The following is a 21,466-nucleotide window of genomic DNA, read 5'->3' as shown; positions in this document are numbered from 1 at the left end:
TCCGCTTCGACCGGCCGGCTCCGACCGCCCATCAGCTTCTCGGTGAGGGCCTGCCGCTTGGCGAACACCCCGGCCCGGCGCTCGGCCATCTGTCGCAGTGCGTCCTTGCGGTCCCGCTTGGCGAGCCGGTCGACGTAGAGCCGGCCGTCGAGGTGGTCGGCCTCGTGCTGCAGGCAGCGCGCGAAGTACCCGAACCCCTCGATGGTGAGCGGCTCTCCGTCCTTGTCGTAGCCGTGCAGCACGGTGCGGTCCGGCCTGGCGACGTCCATCGCCGCCCCGGGCACGGACAGGCAACCCTCGACGTCCTCGATCAGCCGGCGCCCGCGTGCCGCCGTGGCCTCCTCGATCACCGGGTTGAGGACGTGGCCGACGTGCCGGACCCCGTCCTCGTCCAGGCAGTCGTAGACGAAGAGCCTGAGGTCGACGTCCACCTGGTTGGCCGCCAGGCCGGCGCCGGCGGCGATGTACATCGTGGCGAACATGTCGTCGACCAACCGGGCCAGCTCCGGGGTCCCGAACTCGGCGTCCGCCGGGCGGCACGGCCGGTGCAGGATCTCCTCCCCGATCTCGGTGATCCGCAGCACCGAGCCGCGCGCGGCCTCCGGCGGCAGCACCGGGTAGCCGTCCACCGGTCGGCCCTGCAGCAGCACTCGCCTGCCGGCGCCGGGCCGCTCGAACTCGTCGAGCTGCTGGACGTCCTCGGGTGATTCGGACATCGGTCCCTCTCCTCGGTCGGCACGCTTGCCAATGGGCTTTGCAAAGTAGCAGACTTTGCAAAGTGACCGAAGACCTCGCAGCGCCCGCCCCGGGCACGGCTTCTGACGGACTGCCGGACCACGAGGTGCGCACCGCGCTGCTCCGGCTGCTGGAGACCGAGGGCACCGTGACGGCCACCCTGGCGGCCCGGCGACTCGGCTACAGCTCCGGCCTCTGCTCGTTCCACCTGCGCCGACTGGCCCGCCACGGCCGGATCGAACCGGTCCCCACCAGCGGCGGCCGGGCTCGCCCCTGGCGCCTGCGGTCGTCGGCGCCAACGGCCGGCGAACCGCGAGCGGCGCAGCCGGCGGGCGAGTTCGACCAGCTGGCGCGGCGGCTGGAGGACGAGAGCTACCAGCGCTGGCTGGCCCACCGCGACCGGGCGGAGCCGCAGTGGCGGCACGACGAGGCCTTCAGCTCGGTCGTCTACCTGACCCCCGAGGAGCTCGGCCAGGTTGCCGACTCGGTGCGGCGGCTGCTCGCCGAGTTCCGGCACCGCGAAGCCGATCCGGCCGCCCGGCCGGCCGGCGCCCGCCCGGTCGCCGCCATCACCCGGCTCTTCCCCCTGCTGCCCGGGGCAACGGAGTAGGGGCCCGACGGCGGTGGGGATGCCGCGAGCCCCCGGAAAAACCGCTGGCCAAACCGCCCCGGTCCTGCCTAGCTTCGCACCCATGGACCTTCCCACCGCCCCCGCCAGGAACCGACTTGACAGCAAGGCGGTGGCCGCGGCCGTCATCGCCGTGCTGCTCTGGGCCTCCGCCTTCGTGGCGATCCGTACCGCCGCCAAGCACTTCGGCCCCGGCGAACTGGCGCTCGGGAGACTGGTCGTGGGATCGGTGGCGCTGCTCGCCGTCTGGGCGCTGCGCGGGGAGAAGCTGCCCCCGCGCGGCGCCTGGCCGGGCATCGTGGTGTCCGGGCTGCTCTGGTTCGGGCTCTACATGGTGGCGCTCAACTGGGGTGAGCAGAAGGTCGATGCGGGCACCGCCGCGATGGTGGTCAACGTCGGCCCGCTGGCGATCGCGCTGTTGGGCGGGCTGCTGCTCAAGGAGGGTTTTCCGCGCGGTCTGCTCGCCGGGATGGCCGTCTCCTTCGGCGGTGCCGTGGTGGTCGGGATATCCAGCAGTGGCGGCGGCCACGGCTCGTCCGTCCTCGGGGTGCTGCTCTGCCTGCTGGCCGCGCTGCTCTACGCCGCCGGCGTGGTGGCCCAGAAGCCCGCGCTCCGGCACGGCACCGCCCTCCAGGTGACCTCCTTCGGCTGCCTGATCGGCACCCTCGCCTGCCTGCCCTTCACCCCCTCGCTGCTCCACCAGCTGGACCGCGCCCCGCTCTCCGCCGACCTGGACCTGGTCTACCTGGGCCTGTTCCCGACCGCGCTGGCGTTCGGCGTCTGGGCCTACGCGCTGTCCCGGAGCACGGCGGGACGGATGGGCGCGACCACCTACGCCGTGCCGGCGCTGGTCGTCCTGATGTCCTGGGCCGCCCTCGGCGAGGTGCCCGCTTGGCTCACCCTGCTGGGCGGTTGCCTCTGCCTCGGCGGCGTCGCCCTGTCGCGACGCCGCAGTTGAGGCGGCGGCGGGTCAACTCCCGTAGCACTGGCACTGGCACTGGCACTGGCCGACTCCCATGGTCGTGCCGCGGTTGCGGCACGATCGGGTCAACTCCCGTAGCGGAGCCGCTGGTAGCGTTCCCAAAGGTCCCGCTCGCCGTCGTGGCCGAAGAACTTCTCCAGCAGGAACTGCAGGAAGACGGCTTCCGTCGCCGCCGTCCCGCCCCGGTAGCGCTCACGGGACGACTCCACCCACGCCGCCACCGGCCGGGCGCCGTTCCCGGCCGGCTCGATGTCCACCGTGAAGACGCAATGGCCGGTCCAGCCACGGCAGATCACCAGCCGGTCGCCGTCGAAGACCGCCTCCCACTTCTCCTCCATGGCCGACGACGGCACACCGTGCCGCACCCGCTGCCACTGGCCGGGCGTCCACCGCAGCTCCGGCACCGGGACCGGCCGCGGCTTGAGCATCGGCTTCATCGGGGTCACCTCGCCGGGCCCGGTGTCGGCACCGAGCCGATCGGGCTCGACCCAGTCGGGCAGTTGCTCGACGGCGGCCGACCACTCCTGCGGGATGCCCGCAACTCCGAGGCGGGCGGACAGGATTCCGCCGACGATCGCGCAGGTGGTGTCCACATCGCCACCGGCCGAGGCGGTCGCGCGCAGCCCGGCGGCGAAGTCGTCCAGGTGCCGGGCCGCACACCAGAGGGTGAACGGCCCGGTGTCGTACGCGCTGACGTTGCGCCCGTTGCCCAAGCGGTGCGCGGCCAGCTCCACATGCGGCTGCTTGGCCAGCTCAAGGGCCTCGCCGATCGCGTCCCGGACCCGGCCCGCCGGGGTCAGCTCGATCACCGGGCGCAGCAGCTCCTCCGGGGCCAGTCGGCGCCCCCGGCTGTCGGCCGCCACCGCCGCCGCGACCGCCACGGCCACCGCGCCGGCGACCGCCTCGGGGTGCGTGTGGGTCACCGTCGCCGAGCGCGCGGCCTGCCAGGCCGCCTGGGCCGGGTCGACCGCGAACCAGGCGCCGAGCGGAGCGACCCGCATCGCCGCACCGTTCCCCCAGGAGCCCTGCCCGCCGAACAGCCCGGCGGCCCGCTCGGGGCGCCAGCCGCCCTCTCGGCTCTCGCGCAGCAGCCGGTGCATCGCCGCGCCGTAGCCGCGATCGAAGTCGTGGTGCTGGGCGAAGGAACGGCCCAGCTCCCACTGGTTGACGGTGCCGCACCGCCGGAGCGTGGCGAAGACCGAGCACGCCATCTCGGCGTCGTCGGTCCAGGGCCAGGGGGTGGCGGGCAGGCGACCCGCTCGCAGCACCTCCAGGTTCTCGGGGACGAAGTGCTGGGCGCCGTAAGCGTCGCCGACGGCCAGGCCGTGCAGCGAGTCGCGGGCGATGGCGCGGTAGTCGAAGGAGCTCCAGAATGTGGTCGAATCAGTCGATGAAGAGAAGTGATGAGTCATCAGCAGACATGATCTCACCGTCCCCTGCGAGAGGAACACCCGTGTCGCTCACCCCCGAGGACCAGCTCCAGCGCGCACTCGCCTTCCGTGATCTGCACAACGGACCGGGTGCCTTCGTCATGCCCAACGTCTGGGACGCGGGCACCGCCAGCCTGCTGACCGGGCTCGGCTACCGGGCGCTGGCCGGCACCAGCGGCGGGCTGGCCCACAGCCTCGGACGGGCCGACGGGACCAACCTGGTGGGGCGGGAGGAGACCCTGGCCAACGCGCGGGCGCTGGTGGGCGCCACTCACCTCCCGGTCTCCGCCGACCTGGAGAGCGGCTTCGGCGCCGATCCCGAACATGTCGCCGAGACCATCCGACTCGCTGCCGACGCCGGCCTGGTCGGCGGCTCGATCGAGGACGCGACGGGCGACCCGCAGGCGCCGCTGTACCCGTTCGCCGACGCCGTGGCCCGCGTGCGGGCGGCGGTGCTGGCGGCGCGCGAGCTCGACTTCCCGTTCACGCTGACGGCTCGTGCCGAGAACTTCCTCTACGGGCAGCCGGACCTGGACGACACCATCCGCCGCCTGCAGGCCTTCGAGGAGGCGGGCGCGGATGTGCTCTTCGCCCCCGGGCTGCCGGACGCGGAGTCGGTGCGCGCCGTCTGCGCCGCCGTGTCCCGTCCGGTCAGCGTGCTGGCGGCCGGACCGCTGCTCACGCTGACGGTGGACCGGCTCGGCGAGCTGGGCGCGCGCCGGATCAGCCTGGGCTCCGGCCTCTCCCGCCTGGCCCTCACCACCACCCTGCACGCGGCCCGGGACATCCAGCACACCGGCTCCTTCGCCGCCCTCGCCGACGCGCTGCCCTATGCCGCCGTCAACGCCCTGCTCAGCGCACCGGGCCCGACCTGGCCCTGACCCGCTGGTCCCGGCTTCCCAGGAGACCGTCCGCCGGCCCGCCCGGCGCGGGCCGGCCGGTCCCGGTCATCAGTCCCCACTCGCACCAGCCGCTTCCGGGCCCCCGGTTCGGACCGCACCCGCGCCATCGTTCACAAGTCGGGAAGGCCTGGGTCCACGCCCGATGGTCGCATGCGGTAACTCAGTGGCGAACCCGGGCCGTTGCGTACCAGCATGGCGGGCATGAGTGACCGACCCGCGCGCTGGACCCAGGCGACCGTCTACCCAGACATGTGGACCGATCCGGACGACGATCCGCGCAACAGCGAAGGGCTCGATCCCGAAGGCGAACTGGCGACGCTGCAGGAGTACCTGGCCAACTACCGCCTGACGCTGCGGATGAAGTGCGAGGGGCTGGACGCCGAGCAGCTGGCCCGCCGGTCGGTTCCGCCGTCGACGCTGTCGCTGCTCGGGCTGCTCCGGCACCTCGCCGAGGTTGAACGGGACTGGCGCAACTGGATCACCGCTGGCGACCCGCTGCCGAAGCTGTACGGTGAGCGCGATGCGGACTTCGGCGGAGCCGTCGCCGATCAGGCCGTGGTCGACGCCGCGTACGCCGACCTGGAGCGCGAGCAGGCCGCGACCGACGCCGCGCTGGCCGGGTTCCCGGACCTGGGCGAGCGGGTGGGCAAGGACAGGGTCGCCATCCGGTCACTACTGGTGCACAGGATCGAGGAGTACGCCCGTCACTGCGGGCAGGCCGACCTGCTGCGCGAGTGCGTCGACGGGAGGGTGGGCCAGTGACTCGGGCCGCCCCGGTCCTTCTCCCGGCTACCTGCCGAGCAGCGGGTCGGGCAGGCTGAGCGGTCACCGATCGTGGAGTTGCGCGGTGTCGGGGAGGAGGAAAGCCTGTAAGGGACCGACACCGCACCACGGCTTTGGAGTGATCATGGGTATCGGTGACAAGTTCCGCGACAAGGCCCAGCAGCTCGAGGACGAGGGCAAGCAGCGCGAGGGGTCCGCGAAGGACGACGCCCAGCAGAAGGCGGCCCAGGCCGAACAGCAAGGGAAGCAGGACCTGGACGACCTCGGTGATGACCTCAAGGGCGACCAGTAGCAACGAAGGGCGGAAGTCACCCGCGGCAGCCGTGCCCTCATCCGCCGGTGATGAGCTGGACCAGCCGGATCACCAGCACGGCGACGGAGAAGGCCAGGTAGCCGCGCAGGGTGAGGAGTCCGGCGCGGCGGCCCGGGCTCATCGCGGGGCGCCGCAGGGTGTCCAGCGGCGGGGTGCGCCAGGCGGCGCGGCTCTCGGCGAGTTGTTCGCGTCGCTGCCGCTTCTCGAGGCGGGTGGGACGGCGGTCGGCGGATCGCCGCGGTCGCGGCCGGCGCCACCACAGCACGGTGGCGGTCAGCAGTCCCAGTCCGGCACAGACCCCGATGCCCAGCAGGATCTGGTGGGTGGTGATGTCGGGGTAGAAGGTGGTGACGACGGGGGCCAGTGAGAAGGTGGTGACCGCCCACACGATCACGCCGGCCATCGTGTTCTGCCGCGCGGTGTTGACCCAGGGCCCCAGCACCGCCTTGTCGTTGGCCAGGAGCAGCAGGAAGACCACGGCGGAGGGCAGCAGCACGCCGTTGAGGGCTTCGACGTAGTCGATGAACGTTCCCATCGCGTCGCCGGCGGTCAGAACCAGCGCGGCGCAGCCGGCGAGCAGCACGGCGTAGCTGCCGTAGAACAGCGGAGCCTGGCGCGGCTTCGCGTGCAGCGAGTGCCGCATGCCCGGGAAGATGTCGCCGAGGGTGTAACTGGTCGTCAGTCCGACCAGGTTGGCGCCGATCAGCGATCCGTCGAGGGTCGCCAGCGCGACCAGGGCCCCGATGCCGTGACCGATGTGGCGGTCCAGGGCGTGGGCGGTGCTTGCGATGGTGTCGAAGTGGCCGAAGGCGTCGGTGTGCGCGAGCCCGAACGCGGTGGCCGCCAACAGGGCGAGGGCAGCGGCGAGTTCGATCAGGATGCCGGCGGTCAGGTCGATCCGCGCGTACCGGATCCAGCGCGGGGTGATGCGCTTGTCGACGATGCTGGACTGCTGGAAGAAGAGCTGCCAGGGCTCGACCGTGGTGCCCACGATGGCGATGATGATCAGCAGCAGGGCGCTGTTCACTCCCCCGGGCAGGTTGGGAACGAACCCGGCGGCGGTGGTGGCGGCCGAGGGGTGGACCAGGAACGCCATGGGCAGAGCCGCGAGGTTGACCAGCACCAGGACCACCATGAAGCGTTCCCAGATGCGGAAGGTGCCGCCGGCGATGGCCAGGGTGAGCAGCACCACGGACGCCGGGACGGCGATGTAGTCCGGTATCCCGAAGTAGCCGAGCGCCAGGGAGAGTCCGAGGAAGTCGGCCATCACGGTGGCAGCGTTGATGATCAGCAGGTCGACCACCGAGAAGGTGCCCCAGAACCTGCCGAACCTGGCGAAGATCAGCCTGGCGTGGCCGACTCCGGAGACCGCACCTAGCCGGATCACCATCTCCTGGTTGACGTACAGGATCGGGAAGAGCAGCACCAGGACCCAGAGCAGGCCCATGCCGTAGTCCTGCCCCATCTGCAGGTAGACCTGCACGCCGCCGGCGTCGTTGCCGCCGCCCATCACGATGAGGCCGGGGCCGAGCACGGCCAGCAGCATCCGCAACCGCTTGCGCCGCGAGGGTGTTCGCCCGGTCTCCGTCAGCGGTATGGTCCCGAGTGCTCCGATGATGTCGCCGCTCCGCTCGCGGCCGGGGGCCGTTGGGTCGACGGTTCCGGCCGGTGCGCCGTGGGATGGCGGCGCGCTGGGATCGTCTGTCGTCACGTTGCTCCGCTCCAAGGTCAGCGCGACACAAGCTGATTGGGTCGGCGATCGGCGCGCGCGGGCGCAACGATCGCGGCGGAGCCGGGTCTCCGGGCGGGGATGGCCCTGCCCGGGAGGACGAGAACCGGCCTGGGGAAGACGTCGACGGCAGGCAGCACCGGACGGTGTTGGCGTGCTGCACTCACCATGGCGGGGATGGAGTTCATGGTAAGGGCGGGAGAAAACGGCGGTCAACGCCGGGCGATTCAGTTGCTTCCCATTGGAATTGGAACAGTCGGCTCCCCGAAGGGACTTGTCGCTGGGTGGAGCCGATGGTGGTCGGGCCGGTCTCAGGGTGTCCGCCCTGCCGAGCTGCTGAGGATGACCAGCTGCCGGGTCGCCCGGGTCATCGCGACATAGCGGTCGACCGCGCCTTCGATCCCCTCGCCGAAGGTCTGCGGATCGATGAGGACGACCAGGTCGAACTCCAGGCCCTTCGACAGCTCCGGGGTCAGTGACCGGACCCGGCAGGTCGCCCGGAATCCGGGGGCGCCGATGACGCAGGCGACGCCTTCGGCGTGCTCGGCGTGCCAGTCGTCGAGGATCGACTCCAACTCCGCGACGGAGCCGTGCCGAACCGGAACTCCACTACTGCGGATGGAGGTCGGCACGTTGGCGTCCGGGAGAGCCGCCCGGATGACCGGCTCGGCTTGCGCCATCACCTCCTCCGGCGTGCGGTAGTTGACGCTCAGCGAAGCCGTCTCGACCCGGTCGAGGCCGATCCGTTCCAGCCGCTCCCGCCACGACTCGGCGAATCCGTGCCTGGCCTGGGCGCGGTCCCCGACGATGGTGAAGCTCCGGGACGGGCAGCGGAGCAGCAGCATCTGCCACTCGGCGTCGGTCAGTTCCTGCGCCTCGTCGACGACGATGTGCCCGAACGGGCCGGCCAGCCGGTCCGGCGCGGCGGCGGGCTGGGCGGTCTCGTCGATCAGCGTGCTCTGCAGGTCCGCGCCGCGCAGCATGGTCACCGCGCCCTCGCCGTCGTCGTCTGCCTGGACGATGTGCTCGATGACGTCGGCCATCCGCGCCCGCTCGGCGGCGAGCGCGGCCTCCTGCCGGCGCCTGCGCCGCACGTCGCCGGGGTCGCCGAGCCGTTGCCGGGCGGCGTCCAGCAGCGGCAGGTCGGAGACCGTCCAGGCCTGGGCGTCCGTGCGCCGCAGCTTGCGCACCTCGTCCGGGCCGAGCCAGGGAGCGCACATCCGCAGGTAGGCGGGGACCGTCCACAAGTCCCCGACCAGGTCGGCGGCTTCGAGCAGCGGCCAGGCGCGATCGAGGGTCGTGACCAACTCCTCGTCGTGCAGCAGCGATCTGCGGAACACGGTGCGCGAGATGTCGCCGTCGTCGTCGCCGTGTTTGTCCAGCAGGATCGTGACCAGGGCTTCCCAGACCAGGTCACGTGCCTCGTTGTGCGGGATGCCCGGTTCCGCCGCCTCGAACGCCTCGGCCCAGTCGTCGGGGCTGAGCCAGATGTCGGACCAGTCGGTGCTGACCGTCATGCCCTCGCTGGGCGGCTCCTCGTAGAACCGGACCGCCTTCTCGATCGCCCCCACCATGGCGGCGGACGCCTTCAGGCGGGCCACCTCCGGGGCGGTCTCGATCGCCGCCCCGGCTCCCTCGGCGACCAGGTCACGCAGGGTGCAGGTCTGCACGCCCTCCTCGCCGAGGCTGGGGAGGACGTCGGCGACGTAGGCCAGGTAGGGCTGGTGGGGGCCGACGAACAGCACGCCGCCGCCGCGGTGCCGGTGGCCGAGGCGGGGGTCGGCGTAGAGCAGGTAGGCGGCGCGGTGCAGGGCGACGACGGTCTTGCCGGTGCCCGGCCCGCCGTCGACGACCAGGGCGCCCCGGGATCCCGCCCGGACGATGGCGTCCTGGTCGGCCTGGATGGTGGCGAGCACGTCCCGCATCCGGGCCGACCGACTGGTGCCCAGGCTGGCGATGAACGCGGACTGGTCGTCGAGCGCGGCGCGTCCTTCGAGCCCGTCGGCGGTGAACACCTCGTCCCAGTAGTCGCTGATCCGGCCGCGGGTCCAGCGGTACCTGCGGCGGCTCGCCAGGCCCATCGGGTTGGCGTGGGTCGCCGCGAAGAACGGTTCGGCCGCGGGCGAGCGCCAGTCGAGCAGCAGGCGCCGGCCGTCGCTGTCGGTGAGGCCGAGTCGCCCGATGTACACGGGCTCGGGGTCCTCGGCGCTGACGATGTGGCCGACGAACAGGTCCAGGCCGAAACGGCGCAGGGCGCGCAGGCGGCCGGTCAGCCGGTGGATCTCCGTGTCGCGGTCCATCGCCTCCCGGCCGACGCCACCAGGGGCCTTGCGCAGGGTGTCAAGGCGGTCGGAGAGTTCGGCGATCGACTGCTCGAGGCTTTCCGCGATGGCCGTGAAGTGCTGCTCGTCGGCGGCGATCAGCGCCGGGTCGGCCTTGGCGGCAAGACGCGCGGGCAGGTCGAACGCGCTGGTGGTCAGGGGATTCATGGCAGCGGCTCCGCTCCGTCGGCCGACAAAGGCACCGGTATTCCATGCATCGCGCAGTTTGCGCAGGTTCCGGCTTGGATCAGCGATTGTGCGGCATGCCCAGGGCCTTGCCGCAAGGCCCCCCGCACGGTATAAGTTGAAAATGGCGGGGAGTGCTTTCATTGCTGTGCAATAACTTCCACTCCCTTTACCGGAACAGAAGTTCGAAAAAGCGGGGGTTCACGGCGCGGACCGGTGGCATGATCTCCCACCGTGATGGAAGACGTGTCAACGCGCAGCTGCCCACAGTGCGGGTCCGAATTCGAGTCCGATCCCCGGTACAGCGACTGGTGCCCGAACTGCGAGTGGAACCTCACCGTGCCGCCCGTCGGCCGGCGGACCGCCCGTCGCCGTGCGAGGGAACGTGCGCGGTCCGAGGCGTTGTACGCGCGACTGGCCGAGCCGGATTCGAAGAGGCGGAGGTCGGGCAGCCGCTTGGCGGCAGTGGTGCTGGCCTCACTGGTCCATGTGGTCACCCTGGCGGTCGCGGCCGGGGCGATCTGGCTGCTGCTGTCCGGGCAGCCCATCCTGATGGTGTTCGGCGTCATCGGCGTGGGCCTGGTGTGGCTGCTGCGCCCGCGGCTCGGTGGCCGACCGAACGACGCCACCCTGGTGACGCGGGAAGAGGCGCCGCAGCTGCATGAGTTGATCGAGCGGATCGCCGACGAGCTGGGCGTGCGACGGCCCGACCGGCTCCGGATGCACGCCGGCTACCAAACGACGTACGCCCGCCGAGGAGTGCGTCAAGAGGTGGAACTCACCGTCGGGTTGGCGCTCTAGGTGACTGGTGTTAATCGGGCTGTCCTGAGCGTGCTGGTTCGCCGTCGGTGGCGTCGGATCCATGCTGCCCGCTGGGGGCCGGGGTGCCGTCGAACGGCCGGGCTCGAGCTGGGGCCGTTCGGGAGCTCTGTGTGGCCGCGCGCGAGCCGTTCGCGGGTCCCCGGGGCCCCGGGACGGGTCAGCCGGCGGCGATCGCCCACTTTCCACGGCCCGCGGACATGATTCCGAGCATGCCGAGCCGCGCGACGTTGACGGCGGCGGCCAGCAGGGCGAAGTCGGCGGCGATCTTGGCCCTGCCGCGCACGCGGGCACGGCGTCCGCCGTGCCGTCGCCGCATCAGGTGGGCGATCTTGCGTTCGACCTTGGGCCGGGTGGCCCGGTAGACGGCCAGCCAGGCCGGGTCCGCACTGCGGGCCCGGCCCTGGGCCAGATGCTCCTCGTGCGGAGTGATGGTGATGACGCGTCCGTTCTTCGCCGTGGTGCACTGAGCTGCCAGGGGGCAGGTGACGCAGACGGCGCCGAACCGGGCCTGCCCACCGCCATCGCTGTGCGGGCGGATCGGGACGGTGACCTGGTTCGGGCAGGTGACCTGCCCCGCCTGAACGTCGACAATGAAGGCGTCCTTGGAGAACCGCCCGCCGGGCGCGTTCGCCGCCTGGACCTTGACCATCACTGCAACGTCGGCCTCGGCCAGTTCGGCCAGCAGCGGCCCGGTCCCGTAGGCGGCGTCACCGTAGACCTCGGCCCGCTCGTCCTCGGCCCGCTCGTCCGGGGCGGGTGGTTGGAGGACGTCGGCCAGCAGTTCGGCAGCGGGTTCGGCATCGCCGACGTTGCCCGCGGTGACCTCGGTGGCGGTGATGACCTCGCTGTCGGGGTCCTCGGCCACGTGGCCCTTGTAGCCGTCGAAGGCCCGGCGGACGGTCTTGTGCCCGTGCCGGGCCTCGGGGTCGACCGTGGAGATGACCCGGTCCCGAGCCACCTTGCGGGCGATTTTGAAGACCTCCCCGTCCTGCTCCAGGTCCTGCCCGAGCACGGTGGCCAACAGCCGCGCGGCCTCGGCGACGCCGCTTTCCAGGCTCCGGCCCTCCAGCATGGCCAGCAGCGCGTACCCGTCCCGGGCCCGGGAATCCACCAGGGCCTCCCGCTCGGCCGCGTCCGTCCAGTCGATGGCCGGCTTGGCCGTGCCGCTGTAGGCGTCCCCGCTGGAGATCACCGCCCGCAGCTCCGCCCGCAGCCCGTGATCGGCAGCCCGCAACAAGCCCCGGATGGCCGAGCGAATCAGCGTGATGGTGTCCTGCGTGGCCACCGCGTCATAGATCGGCGCGGAGTCCAGCACCCGCCGACGGCCGACCAGCCCGGCCTGCGCGGCCACCTCCACCGTCCGCTCGAAGATCCGGTTCGGCCGGGCCGACGCGGCCAGCCGGGCCCGCATGTCCACCAGGACGGTGTGCACGAACCCCGGATGGTCGAAGTCCAGCCCGCCGGCGGCGTACTTCCAGCGCACGTCGAAGGCGAACCGCTCGACCGCCTCCCGGTCGGACAGGCCCTCCAGACGCTGCAGGACCATCACGACCGCCACGATCATCGGCGGCACCGACCTGCGGCCGTCCTCGGCGAACAGATCGACGAACATCTCGTCCGGGAACAGTGCCCGGCACTCGCGGTGCAACACCGCGTAGATCGAGTTCGGCGCCAGCCGACCCTCGCAGAAACCCGCCGTGGAGGAGAGCAACCCCGGCTGCATCGGAGTCTGGCCCACTGCCATCGCTCAAGCTCTCCCCGCTCCCGGCGACCAACGACCGTCAGCCTGGCACAGGTTGGAGACCCAGCGCGAGCTCACACGATTAACACCAGTCACCTAGACGGTGCTCAGCCCGCAGCAGCGCATCGCCATGCTGGCCAGGGAGCTCGGGCACGGCGCGACCGCCGGCCCCCGGCACGGACTGTGGCTGAGGCTCGCGCTGGACACCCTGGACGCCTGGTACGGACTGCTGATGCCGGGCCACGGCGATGAGTTGATGTCGACCGGCCTGCGCAACGCCGGCCTGACCGGCTACCGCGACATCACCGCCGCCACCATGCAGGCGCAGGTGGTCGGCAGCGCGCAGCGCGCCCTGATGGACGGGCTGGCCAATCGGCTGCTGCTGGTCTGCGCACTGCCGGTGCGGCTGATCCGGAGCTGCCTGCACCGGCTGCTGGTGTCGGGCAGTCAACAGGCGGAGTACGCGGCGGACGACCTGGCGGTCCGCGTCGCCTCCTCGTCGGCCACTGCCGCACTGCTGGACACGCTGTTCCTGGAGGAGATCGCAGCCGGATACCTGCTCCGGCAGCGTGCGCTCGTCGGGCACGGCGGGGTGCCGCGCCCGGCGGACATCGCGGAGGCGCTCTGGAACGGGCTGGCCGACTCCGTGGCGTCCGTCCCGGAACTCGAGCACGAGCGCCGCCGCCGGCTCGCCGTGCACGCGGTGACCGCCGTCGACGCCTGGCATCCGCCGACGCACCTGCGGCTCCGGCGGCAGCGCGAGCGGCCCGAACAGGCGGCGGCCGTGCTCGCCGACGCGGTCGACTGGACGGCCATCCATGCCGAGTTGGACGACTCCCGCTGGCGGGCGGCCATCCTGGTCCTGGGCATCTGACGTCGAGTCAGTTTTCCGCCGTTTCGACGATCCTCCGCAGCGCCCGCACCAGCGCATCGACTTCGGCGGCCGGTAGCAGTGCGGTGTGCACCAGTAGGAACACCGCGACCGCGACGCCGGTACCGGCCGGCGGTCGGGGCGGGACCGGCGCCCGGCCGGTCGGGGCACCCAGCGCGGGAACGACAGACCCCAGGGGGCAAACCGGGCTCAGCGCCAAACCACCCGCCAGGGCGGCCAATTCGCACAGCCTCCCGCCCGGGCCGCTGAGCAGCGAATCCACTTGCCGAGCCTGCACACCGTCCGCCAGGGTTCGACCATGACGAACCTTGATCAAGAGCCCGGCTCCGCTCCGGCCCTCGCCCCGGAGATCCTGGGCTATTACGCCCAGGGGCAGGAGGACGGGCGGCTGCGGGCGGGCGCTGGCCGGCTGGAACTGCTGCGCACCCAGGACGTGCTGCGCCGACTGCTGCCACCCGCGCCGGCCCGGCTGCTGGACGTGGGCGGGGGCAGCGGGATCCACGCCGAGTGGCTGACCGCCGCCGGCTACCAGGTGGAACTGGTCGACCCGGTGCCGCTGCACGTCGAGCAGGCCGGCCGGCTCGCGGGGGTGCGCGCACGGCTCGGCGACGCCCGGGCACTGGACGCGGCGGATGACTCCTTCGACGTGGTGCTGCTGCTCGGCCCGCTCTACCACCTCACGGACCCCGCCGACCGGGCTCGGGCGCTGGCCGAGGCCCGCCGGGTGCTGAGCGCCGGGGGCCTGCTGGTGGCGGCGACCATCAACCGGTTCGCCGGCCTCCACGACACGCTCAACCAGGGCCGCTGGTTCGACCCCGAGCGCCGCCCCTACATCGAGGCCGTGACCCGGGACGGCCGACTGCGCAGCGAGAACCCGCGGTCCGGCTTCACCACCGCCTACTTCCACCAACCCGCGGAGATCGTGCGTGAGTTCACCGCCGCCGGCCTCACCCTGCTCGGCCAGTACGGCGTGGAGGGCGCCGGCTGGCTGATGGGCGCGGTCGGCGACTGGCTGGACGACCCGACCCGCCGGGAGTCGCTCCTGGACGCCCTGCGGCTCGCCGAGTCGGACCCGGCGCTGCTGGGCGTCAGCGGCCACCTCCTCACCGCCGGCCGCAAGTCCGAGGCCGCCCGATGACCCCGCTCACCCCCGAGGCCATCCGCACCGAGCGGCTGACGCTGCTGCCGCTGCGGGTCGAACACGCCGAGGAGATGGCCGCGGTGCTGTCCGACCCGGCACTGCACACCTTCATCGGCGGCGAGCCGGCCACCCCGGCGGCGCTGCGGGCGCGCTACGAACGCCTGGTGGCCGGCTCCCCGGACCCCGCCGTGGCCTGGTGCAACTGGGTCGTCCAGCTCCGCGACCGGGCGTGCCTGGTCGGCACCGTCCAGGCGACGGTCACCACGGACGGGCAGCAGGGCCTCCGCGCGGAGGTCGCCTGGGTGGTGGGAACGCCCTGGCAGCGACGGGGCATCGCGGGCGAGGCCGCCCGGGGCCTCGTCAACTGGCTCGGCGGGCAGGCGGTGCGGACCGTCGTCGCGCACGTCCACCCGGAGCACCGGGCCTCCGCCCACGTCGCCGCCTCGGCGGGCCTGACCGCCACCGACCAGTGGCAGGACGGCGAGATCAGATGGCAGCTGATCGTCCGTCAGATGACGATCTCCTGACCGTCCTCCGCGACCTCGGCGCGGCCGGCCGCCAGCGCGGAGCGGGCCGGAGAGCCGGGGTCGCTGAGCGGATTGGTGTTGTTGAGGTGGGTGTAGAGCACCCGGGGGCCGGGGCGCAGCCGGGCGAGGGTGCCGTCGGGGCCGCTGATCGGCAGGTGGCCCATGGCGGTCGCGGTGCGGCTGCCGGGGTGGACGGCGGCCATCTCGTCCTCGGTCCAGAAGGTGCCGTCGAGCAGGGCGCAGTGGGCGCCGTCCAGTAGGGCGTCGAGCTCGGCCGGCCAGCGGGCCAGCGAGGGAGCGTAGACCAGGGTGGCACCGGTGGCGGTCTCCCGGAGGCGGTAGCCGACCACCCAGGGCCCGGCCGCCGGGGACTGGGCGGCGTAGCGTGGCCGCTTGTCGCTGATCGGCACCGCGCTGACGGCCAACCGACCGTCGTCCAGGAGGAGTTCACCGCCCGCGTCCGGCGTCGGCTGCCAGCGCACCGTGCCGTACGGGGCGAGCAGTCCGCGCAGCGGGAAGGCGTCGGTGAGGGCCGTGAGCACCGCCTGGGGAGCGTGGATGTCCAGCTCGGCACCCTCGCGCAGCGCGAACAGGCCCACTGTGTGGTCGAGTTCGCCGTCGGTGAGGAGGACGCCGCGCACCGGGGTGCGCCTGGTGCCGGCGAGCGGAGCGAGGTCGGGGACGGCGAGCAGCTGGCCGCGGGTGTCCGGTGAGGCGTTCACCAGGTACCAGGCGTCGTCGGAGACGCTGACCGCCAGCGTCTCCTGACCGCGCCAGGCACCGGGCCCCACCGCGCGCGCCCTGGCGCACGGGCCGCACCCGCAGTTCCACTGCGGCAGCCCGCCGCCTGCCGCCGTCCCGAGCACCCGAACCCGCACGTCCACTCCTCCCGCGCCGTTCCCTCCGGCCTACCCGCTGCCCCGTCGCCCCATGCTCCACGCGGGCGCCTCCCGCGTCACCGGACTCCGGCATCGGCCCGACCCGGACCCGTGACCCTGGCCCGCGCCCCGGCCGCCGGCCGACCGCCATCGACCGGGAACACCGCTCGCCCCGTGCGGCGTTGGCCCTGACATGAGTGCTCTGTTCGGTGTTGCCGGGGGCCTGATGGTGCCGGCCGTGGTGACCGTACTGTTCTTCACCGCCGCCGTAGCCCGGAAGTTGCTGCTCAGGTCGCGTCCGGCGGCTGAGGGGGCCCCGCCGGGCCGGGCGGCCGGTGCGGTCGCCACGGAGGAGTTGCACGCCCTGCTCTACCCGGGCAAGCGGGCCCAGTTGGAGCAGCGGCGCGTGGAGTCGGTGCTGCGGGACGACGAGCAGGACGGTGCCCCGCCGCGCACCGGCATCGATCTCGCGGCCGGCCGGGCCGTCATCCGGGCGCCCCGCTCCTGAGACGTGGGTGAACGGGGTGCCGCGCCGGCCCGTACTGGCTACGGTAGCCCGCATGGAGATCCGCGTTGCGTCGACCGAGGACTGGCCCAGCATCTATCCGTTCTACGCCGTGACCATGGCGGAGGGCCGGACCTACGCCTTCCCCGAGGGCCAGAGCCTGGAGGAGGCGCGGCCGTGGTGGATGGAACAGGCGCCGGGGCAGACCGTGGTGGCGGTCGAGGACGGCGCGGTGGTGGGCTCGGCGAAGATGGGCCCCAACCGGCCGGGGCGCGGCTCGCACATCGGCACCGCCTCGTTCCTGGTGGATCCGGCGCACCGCGGCAAGGGGGTGGGGCGGGCGCTCGGTGAGTACGTCGTCGAATGGTGCCGGGCGCAGGGCTTCCACGGGATCCAGTTCAACGCGGTGGTGGAGGCCAACGCACCGGCGGTGCACCTGTGGACGTCGCTCGGCTTCGAGGTGCTCGGGACCGTTCCGGAGGCCTTCGACCACCCCGAGCACGGGCTGGTCGGCCTGCATGTGATGTTCCGTCGGCTCTGACGGGTTGCGGGGCGTCAGCAGGAGCCGCCCGGGCCCAGGCAGGTGCCCTCGATCAGGCCCTGCTCGGCCAGGCCGGAGAGGAAGGCCAACACCTGCTCCCCGGCGACCGCGTGGTGTTCGGCGAGGAGCGCGGCGGTGATGTCGGCGGCGCCGCGGCTGCCGTCGCACAGGCGCAGCACGGCGGCGGCGGTCTCGTTGAGCGGCAGCGCGCCCCCGGAGAGGAGCAGGGCGGGCAGCCCTCGCGCCTCGTCCCGCCCCAACCGCACGCCGGCCCCGAGCCGCCAGCCCACCGGGTGGGCCAGCGCCCCGCGTCCCACCCAGCCGTCTGCCTGGCCGCACCATTCGCCCATGGGCTACTTCCACCGTTCTCAGGGTGATGAGGATGGACGTGCTCGCTCGTGCTCGCTCCAGCCTGGGCCAGGTACCGGGGCGCTCGCAATCGCCGGATCGAGTGAACCAGGGTCATCAGACCTGCCGATCCCATCATCACAACAGGCGTGCCCCGGGCCCTGCCTGCGGCGCCTCCCTGACCCCGCGGCCGGTGTGCACCGCGCCCCTCCTGCAGCGCGTCCGGTGTCCCACCTGCGGCGCGCTCCGATGGCTCGGTCCCGGCGGCGGTGGAAAGCTCGGCGGTGAAACACCCCAAGGCCCGCCGCCAGTGCCACCCCGAGGAGCCCGCGATGTCCGAGCGCGCCACGTCCCGCACCGGATCCACCGCTCAGGCACCGGCCGTGTCGGGGCCGCAGGAGCTGCGCAACGTGGTGCTGGTCGGGCTGAGCGGCTCCGGCAAGACCACGCTCACCGAGTCCCTGGCCCTGGCCGCGGGCGCGATCACCAGGGCGGGCAAGGTCGGCGAGGGCAGCACCGTCTCCGACTTCGAGGAGATCGAGCACCAGCAGCAGCGCTCGGTACGGCTCTCGCTGGTCCCGATCCAGTGGCGGGGCGTCAAGATCAACCTGCTGGACCCGCCCGGCCACGCCGATTTCGCCGGTGAGCTCAGGGCCGCGCTGCGGGCCGCCGACGCGGCGGTCTTCACGATCTCCGCCACCGACCCGGTGACCGGCCCGGTGCTGGCGCTCTGGCAGGAGTGCGCGCGGGCCGGACTGCCCCGGGCCATCGCCGTCACCCATATGGATGCGGCCAGGGCCGACTTCGACGAGGTGCTGGCGGCCTGCCGGCAGGCGTTCGCCGACGGACACCCGGATGCCGTGCAGCCCGTGGACCTGCCGGTGCGCGGGGACGGCCGGATGCGCGGCACGGTCGAGCTGCTCTCCGGGGAGACCCACGGCCAGGCCGACCCACTGCCGCCGACCGAGCCGGCCCGGGAGCAACTGGTGGAGGCGATCGCCGGTGAGGACGACGAGTTGCTGGAGCGCTACCTCGGCGGCGAACAGCTGGACTCCGGCGCGCTGACCCGGGGCCTGCGCGGAGCGGTGCTGCACGACTCGATCCACCCGGTGCTGCCGCTGACCGAGGACGGCACCGGCGCGGTGGACCTGCTGGACCTCATCGTCTCGGCCTTCCCGGCGCCACCGGACCGCCCGATGCCCGAGCCCCTGCCCCCCGACCAGGCCCCGGATCCGGACGCCCCGCTGGTGGCCCAGGTGATCCAGAACACCGGCGATCCCTATGTCGGCCGGCTCAGCCTGCTCCGGGTCTTCACCGGCACCCTGCACCCGGACGAGCCGCTGCTGGTGACCGGCCCGGACGGCGAGCCGACCCAGGAGCGGGCCGCCGGGCTGACCTCCCCGTTCGGCAAGCAGCAGCGCACCATGGACCGGGCGGTGGCCGGCGACCTGGTGTGCGTCGGCAAGCTGGGCTCGGCCAAGGTGGGCGACACCGTGTCGGATCCGGCGGCGCCGACCCGGCTGGAGCCGTGGAGCCTGCCGGAACCGCTGCTGCCGGTCGCGATCGAGGCGCACAGCCGCAGCGACGAGGACAAGCTGTCCCAGGGGCTGTCCCGGCTCACCGCGCAGGATCCGACCGTGCGGGTGGAGCAGAACCCGGCGACCCGCCAACTGGTGCTCTGGTGCACGGGCGAGGCGCACGTGGGCGTGGTGCTGCACCAACTGGCCGAGCAGCACGGCGTGCAGGTGGCGCAGGTGCCGTACAAGGTGGCGTTGCGGGAGACCTTCGGTGGCACGGCGACCGGGCACGGCCGGCTGGTCAAGCAGTCCGGCGGCCACGGGCAGTACGCGATCTGCGAACTGCGGGTGGAGCCACTGCCGGGCGGCTCCGGGTTCGAGTTCGTCGACCAGGTGGTGGGCGGCGCGGTGCCCAAGCACTTCATCCCCTCGGTGGAGAAGGGGGTGCGCGCCCAGTTGGAGAAGGGCGTGGGGGCCGGCTATCCGCTGGTGGACGTGCGGGTGACGCTGGTGGACGGCAAGGCCCATTCGGTGGACTCTTCGGACGCCGCCTTCCAGTCGGCCGGTGCGCTGGCCCTGCGGGACGCCGCCACCCGGACCACGATCCGGCTGCTGGAGCCGGTGGCCGAGGTGGCGGTGCTGCTGCCGGACGAGTACCAGGGCCCGGTCTTCAGCGATCTGTCGGTCCGCCGCGCCCGGGTTCTGGGCACCGAGCCGGCGGGCCCGGGGCAGAGCCTGCTGCGGGCGGAGGTGCCCGAACTGGAGCTGACCCGGTACGCGGTCGACCTGCGGGCGCTGACCCACGGCACCGGCTCGTTCACCAGGACTCCGGTGCGCTACGAGCCGATGCCGCCCGCGCTGGCCGCCAAGCTGGTGAAGGCCGAGGCCTAGTCGGCTGCGCTGGCCAGCAGCCTGACGGCCGCCTCGCGCATCTCCACCTTGCGGACCTTGCCGGTGACGGTCATCGGGAAGGCGTCGACGACGTGCAGGTAGCGCGGGATCTTGTAGCGCGCCAACGCGCCGGTGCAGAAGGCCCGCAGCGCGTTCTCGGTGAGTTCGGCGGCGCCGGGGCGCAGCCGCACCCAGGCCATCAGCTCCTCGCCGTACTTCTCGTCGGGCACGCCGATCACCTGGGCGTCCAGGATGTCCGGGTGGGTGAGCAGGAACTCCTCGATCTCCCGGGGGTAGATGTTCTCGCCGCCGCGGATGACCATGTCCTTGATCCGCCCGGTGATGGCGAGGAAGCCGTCCTGGTCCATCACGGCGAGGTCGCCGGTGTGCATCCAGCCCTCGGCGTCGACGACCTCGGCGGTCTTCTCCGGCTCGTTCCAGTAGCCGAGCATCACCGAGTAGCCGCGGGTGCAGAGTTCGCCGGCCGCGCCGCGCGGCACGGTGGCGCCGCTGACCGGGTCGACGACCTTGACCTCCAGGTGCGGGCCGACCCGGCCGACGGTGCGGATCCGCTGCTCGAAGCTGTCGCCGGGGCGGGTCTGGGTGGAGACCGGGGAGGTCTCGGTCATGCCGTAGCAGATCGACACGTCGCGCATGTGCATCCGCTCGATGACCTGCTTCATCACCTCGGCGGGGCAGGGTGAGCCGGCCATGATGCCGGTGCGCAGGGTGCTCAGGTCGTGCTCGTCGAAGCCCGGGTCGTTGAGCTCGGCGATGAACATGGTGGGCACGCCGTAGAGCGAGGTGCAGCGTTCGGCGGCGACGGCGGCCAGGGTGGCGGCCGGGTCGAAGGCGGGGGCCGGGATGACCACGCAGGCGCCGTGCGAGGTGGCGGCCAGGTTGGCCATCACCATGCCGAAGCAGTGGTAGAAGGGCACCGGCGCGCAGATCCGGTCGGCCTCGGTGTAGCCGCACAACTCACCGACGAGGTAACCGTTGTTGAGGATGTTGCGGTGCGACAGGGTGGCGCCCTTGGGGAATCCGGTGGTGCCCGAGGTGTACTGGATGTTGATCGGGTCGTCCGCCGTCAATCGCTCTTCGATCGCGATGAGTTCGGCCGTGTCGCGGTCCCGTCCCGCCGCCGCCGGCCGCTCCCAGGAGTCCTCGCCGATCAGCAGCACGTCGCGCAGCTCGGGGCAGCCCGGGCGGGCCTCGGCGAGCATCGCGGCGTAGTCGGAGGACTTGAAGGACGGCATCGCCACCACCGTGCGCACCCCGGACTGGCGCAGCACGTACGCCAGTTCATGGGTGCGGTAGCTGGGGTTGATGGTCACCAGGACGGCGCCGATCCGCGCGGTGGCGTACTGCAGCAGCATCCACTCGGGGCAGTTGGGCGACCAGATGCCGACCCGGTCGCCGGTCCGCACGCCCAGGTCCAGCAGGCCGAGGGCGATCGCCGCAGTGTCGGCGCTGAACTGGCGGTAGGTCCAGCGCCGGCCGCTGGGCACGTCGACCAGCACCTCCCGATCGCCGAAGGCGGCCACCGCGCGGGCCAGATCGGCGCCGATGGTGCCGCTCAGCAGGGGCGGTTCGACGGGGCCGCGGGCGTGGCTGGGCTGGGCGGCGACGGACATGGTGCTGCTCCGGGGGTGAG

The 21,466-nt window shown here is 72.6% G+C and carries 21 protein-coding genes; 12 read left to right on the top strand and 9 right to left on the bottom strand.

What is annotated here, in order from left to right; genetic code table 11:
* On the bottom strand, positions 1-716 hold a 716-nt coding region (gene def / locus LN042_RS02495), incomplete at its 3' end, for a peptide deformylase (protein WP_230048060.1).
* A 62-nt stretch (positions 717-778) separates the two neighbouring features.
* Between def and LN042_RS02490 the strand changes: the two genes are divergently transcribed.
* On the top strand, positions 779-1,345 hold the full coding sequence (locus LN042_RS02490; protein ID WP_230048059.1) for a winged helix-turn-helix domain-containing protein: 567 nt from the start codon (positions 779-781) through the stop codon (positions 1,343-1,345).
* 82 nt (positions 1,346-1,427) lie between these two features.
* Positions 1,428-2,321: a DMT family transporter gene (locus LN042_RS02485; protein ID WP_230048058.1), complete on the top strand. Its 894-nt coding sequence runs from the start codon at positions 1,428-1,430 to the stop codon at positions 2,319-2,321.
* A gap of 89 nt (positions 2,322-2,410) precedes the next feature.
* On the opposite strand, the gene LN042_RS02480 is transcribed toward LN042_RS02485, so the two are convergent.
* Complete coding sequence (locus LN042_RS02480) at positions 2,411-3,757, bottom strand: ADP-ribosylglycohydrolase family protein (RefSeq protein WP_308191752.1); 1,347 nt, start codon at positions 3,755-3,757, stop codon at positions 2,411-2,413.
* 41 nt (positions 3,758-3,798) lie between these two features.
* Between LN042_RS02480 and LN042_RS02475 the strand changes: the two genes are divergently transcribed.
* The 3 genes from LN042_RS02475 to LN042_RS02465 all read left to right on the top strand — a co-directional run bounded on the left by LN042_RS02475 (position 3,799) and on the right by LN042_RS02465 (position 5,752).
* Positions 3,799-4,656: an isocitrate lyase/PEP mutase family protein gene (locus LN042_RS02475; protein ID WP_230048057.1), complete on the top strand. Its 858-nt coding sequence runs from the start codon at positions 3,799-3,801 to the stop codon at positions 4,654-4,656.
* Positions 4,657-4,869: 213 nt separating this feature from the next.
* Positions 4,870-5,439 (top strand): mycothiol transferase, encoded by a 570-nt coding sequence (locus tag LN042_RS02470; protein ID WP_230048056.1) that lies wholly within the window; start codon positions 4,870-4,872, stop codon positions 5,437-5,439.
* Between the two features lie 145 nt (positions 5,440-5,584).
* Positions 5,585-5,752, top strand: coding sequence for a hypothetical protein (locus tag LN042_RS02465; protein WP_230048055.1), 168 nt, complete (start codon positions 5,585-5,587; stop codon positions 5,750-5,752).
* A gap of 37 nt (positions 5,753-5,789) precedes the next feature.
* Here the strand turns inward: LN042_RS02465 and LN042_RS02460 are convergent, their stop codons facing one another.
* The gene (locus LN042_RS02460; RefSeq protein WP_230048054.1) at positions 5,790-7,484 is read right to left on the bottom strand and encodes an NRAMP family divalent metal transporter; all 1,695 of its coding nucleotides are present in this window, start codon (positions 7,482-7,484) and stop codon (positions 5,790-5,792) included.
* Positions 7,485-7,813: 329 nt separating this feature from the next.
* Entirely contained in the window at positions 7,814-9,991 is a 2,178-nt protein-coding gene (gene helR / locus LN042_RS02455; protein ID WP_230048053.1) for an RNA polymerase recycling motor ATPase HelR, read from the bottom strand.
* Between the two features lie 474 nt (positions 9,992-10,465).
* Between helR and LN042_RS02450 the strand changes: the two genes are divergently transcribed.
* Positions 10,466-10,810: a M48 family metalloprotease gene (locus LN042_RS02450; RefSeq protein ID WP_230048052.1), complete on the top strand. Its 345-nt coding sequence runs from the start codon at positions 10,466-10,468 to the stop codon at positions 10,808-10,810.
* Positions 10,811-10,988: 178 nt separating this feature from the next.
* Here LN042_RS02450 and LN042_RS02445 read toward each other — a convergent pair whose 3' ends face one another.
* Complete coding sequence (locus LN042_RS02445) at positions 10,989-12,575, bottom strand: IS1182 family transposase (RefSeq protein WP_230048051.1); 1,587 nt, start codon at positions 12,573-12,575, stop codon at positions 10,989-10,991.
* Positions 12,576-12,675: 100 nt separating this feature from the next.
* Here LN042_RS02445 and LN042_RS02440 point away from each other — a divergent pair, with 100 nt between their 5' ends.
* The gene (locus LN042_RS02440) at positions 12,676-13,446 is read left to right on the top strand and encodes a hypothetical protein (RefSeq protein WP_230048050.1); all 771 of its coding nucleotides are present in this window, start codon (positions 12,676-12,678) and stop codon (positions 13,444-13,446) included.
* Between the two features lie 7 nt (positions 13,447-13,453).
* Here the strand turns inward: LN042_RS02440 and LN042_RS02435 are convergent, their stop codons facing one another.
* A complete protein-coding gene (locus LN042_RS02435) occupies positions 13,454-13,726 on the bottom strand; it encodes a hypothetical protein (protein WP_230048049.1) in 273 nt (90 codons plus the stop codon).
* Between the two features lie 36 nt (positions 13,727-13,762).
* Here LN042_RS02435 and LN042_RS02430 point away from each other — a divergent pair, with 36 nt between their 5' ends.
* Both LN042_RS02430 and LN042_RS02425 read left to right on the top strand, forming a co-directional pair.
* A complete protein-coding gene (locus LN042_RS02430) occupies positions 13,763-14,602 on the top strand; it encodes a class I SAM-dependent methyltransferase (RefSeq protein WP_230048048.1) in 840 nt (279 codons plus the stop codon).
* Positions 14,599-15,132 (top strand): GNAT family N-acetyltransferase, encoded by a 534-nt coding sequence (locus tag LN042_RS02425; protein WP_230048047.1) that lies wholly within the window; start codon positions 14,599-14,601, stop codon positions 15,130-15,132. The genes LN042_RS02430 and LN042_RS02425 overlap by 4 nt, the downstream gene beginning before the upstream one ends.
* On the opposite strand, the gene pqqB is transcribed toward LN042_RS02425, so the two are convergent.
* Positions 15,114-16,010: a pyrroloquinoline quinone biosynthesis protein PqqB gene (gene pqqB, locus LN042_RS02420; protein WP_230048046.1), complete on the bottom strand. Its 897-nt coding sequence runs from the start codon at positions 16,008-16,010 to the stop codon at positions 15,114-15,116. The two genes, LN042_RS02425 and pqqB, sit on opposite strands and share 19 nt — an antisense overlap.
* 238 nt (positions 16,011-16,248) lie before the next feature.
* Here pqqB and LN042_RS02415 point away from each other — a divergent pair, with 238 nt between their 5' ends.
* Positions 16,249-16,518, top strand: coding sequence for a DUF6191 domain-containing protein (locus tag LN042_RS02415; protein WP_230048045.1), 270 nt, complete (start codon positions 16,249-16,251; stop codon positions 16,516-16,518).
* Between the two features lie 52 nt (positions 16,519-16,570).
* The gene (locus tag LN042_RS02410) at positions 16,571-17,056 is read left to right on the top strand and encodes a GNAT family N-acetyltransferase (protein WP_230048044.1); all 486 of its coding nucleotides are present in this window, start codon (positions 16,571-16,573) and stop codon (positions 17,054-17,056) included.
* A gap of 14 nt (positions 17,057-17,070) precedes the next feature.
* On the opposite strand, the gene LN042_RS02405 is transcribed toward LN042_RS02410, so the two are convergent.
* Complete coding sequence (locus LN042_RS02405; RefSeq protein WP_230048043.1) at positions 17,071-17,406, bottom strand: PqqD family peptide modification chaperone; 336 nt, start codon at positions 17,404-17,406, stop codon at positions 17,071-17,073.
* 330 nt (positions 17,407-17,736) lie between these two features.
* Here LN042_RS02405 and LN042_RS02400 point away from each other — a divergent pair, with 330 nt between their 5' ends.
* A complete protein-coding gene (locus LN042_RS02400; protein WP_230048042.1) occupies positions 17,737-19,812 on the top strand; it encodes an elongation factor G-like protein EF-G2 in 2,076 nt (691 codons plus the stop codon).
* Here LN042_RS02400 and LN042_RS02395 read toward each other — a convergent pair.
* Positions 19,809-21,446 (bottom strand): AMP-binding protein, encoded by a 1,638-nt coding sequence (locus LN042_RS02395; protein WP_230048041.1) that lies wholly within the window; start codon positions 21,444-21,446, stop codon positions 19,809-19,811. The two genes, LN042_RS02400 and LN042_RS02395, sit on opposite strands and share 4 nt — an antisense overlap.
* Between the last annotated feature and the right edge of the window lie 20 nt (positions 21,447-21,466).

The sequence above is a fragment of the Kitasatospora humi genome (assembly GCF_020907985.1).
GTDB lineage: Bacteria > Actinomycetota > Actinomycetes > Streptomycetales > Streptomycetaceae > Kitasatospora > Kitasatospora humi.
This window is presented reverse-complemented; position numbering and strand designations above follow the sequence as displayed.

Bases quoted from the DNA above. Each gene is read 5' to 3' on its own strand.
- LN042_RS02485 (WP_230048058.1), top strand. From the start codon at position 1,428: ATGGACCTTCCCACCGCCCCCGCCAGGAACCGACTTGACAGCAAGGCG.
- LN042_RS02480 (WP_308191752.1), bottom strand. From the start codon at position 3,757: ATGACTCATCACTTCTCTTCATCGACTGATTCGACCACATTCTGGAGC.
- LN042_RS02470 (WP_230048056.1), top strand. From the start codon at position 4,870: ATGGCGGGCATGAGTGACCGACCCGCGCGCTGGACCCAGGCGACCGTC.
- LN042_RS02465 (WP_230048055.1), top strand. From the start codon at position 5,585: ATGGGTATCGGTGACAAGTTCCGCGACAAGGCCCAGCAGCTCGAGGAC.
- helR (WP_230048053.1), bottom strand. From the start codon at position 9,991: ATGAATCCCCTGACCACCAGCGCGTTCGACCTGCCCGCGCGTCTTGCC.
- LN042_RS02445 (WP_230048051.1), bottom strand. From the start codon at position 12,575: ATGGCAGTGGGCCAGACTCCGATGCAGCCGGGGTTGCTCTCCTCCACG.
- LN042_RS02430 (WP_230048048.1), top strand. From the start codon at position 13,763: ATGACGAACCTTGATCAAGAGCCCGGCTCCGCTCCGGCCCTCGCCCCG.
- LN042_RS02425 (WP_230048047.1), top strand. From the start codon at position 14,599: ATGACCCCGCTCACCCCCGAGGCCATCCGCACCGAGCGGCTGACGCTG.
- LN042_RS02410 (WP_230048044.1), top strand. From the start codon at position 16,571: ATGGAGATCCGCGTTGCGTCGACCGAGGACTGGCCCAGCATCTATCCG.
- LN042_RS02405 (WP_230048043.1), bottom strand. From the start codon at position 17,406: ATGGGCGAATGGTGCGGCCAGGCAGACGGCTGGGTGGGACGCGGGGCG.
- LN042_RS02400 (WP_230048042.1), top strand. From the start codon at position 17,737: ATGTCCGAGCGCGCCACGTCCCGCACCGGATCCACCGCTCAGGCACCG.
- LN042_RS02395 (WP_230048041.1), bottom strand. From the start codon at position 21,446: ATGTCCGTCGCCGCCCAGCCCAGCCACGCCCGCGGCCCCGTCGAACCG.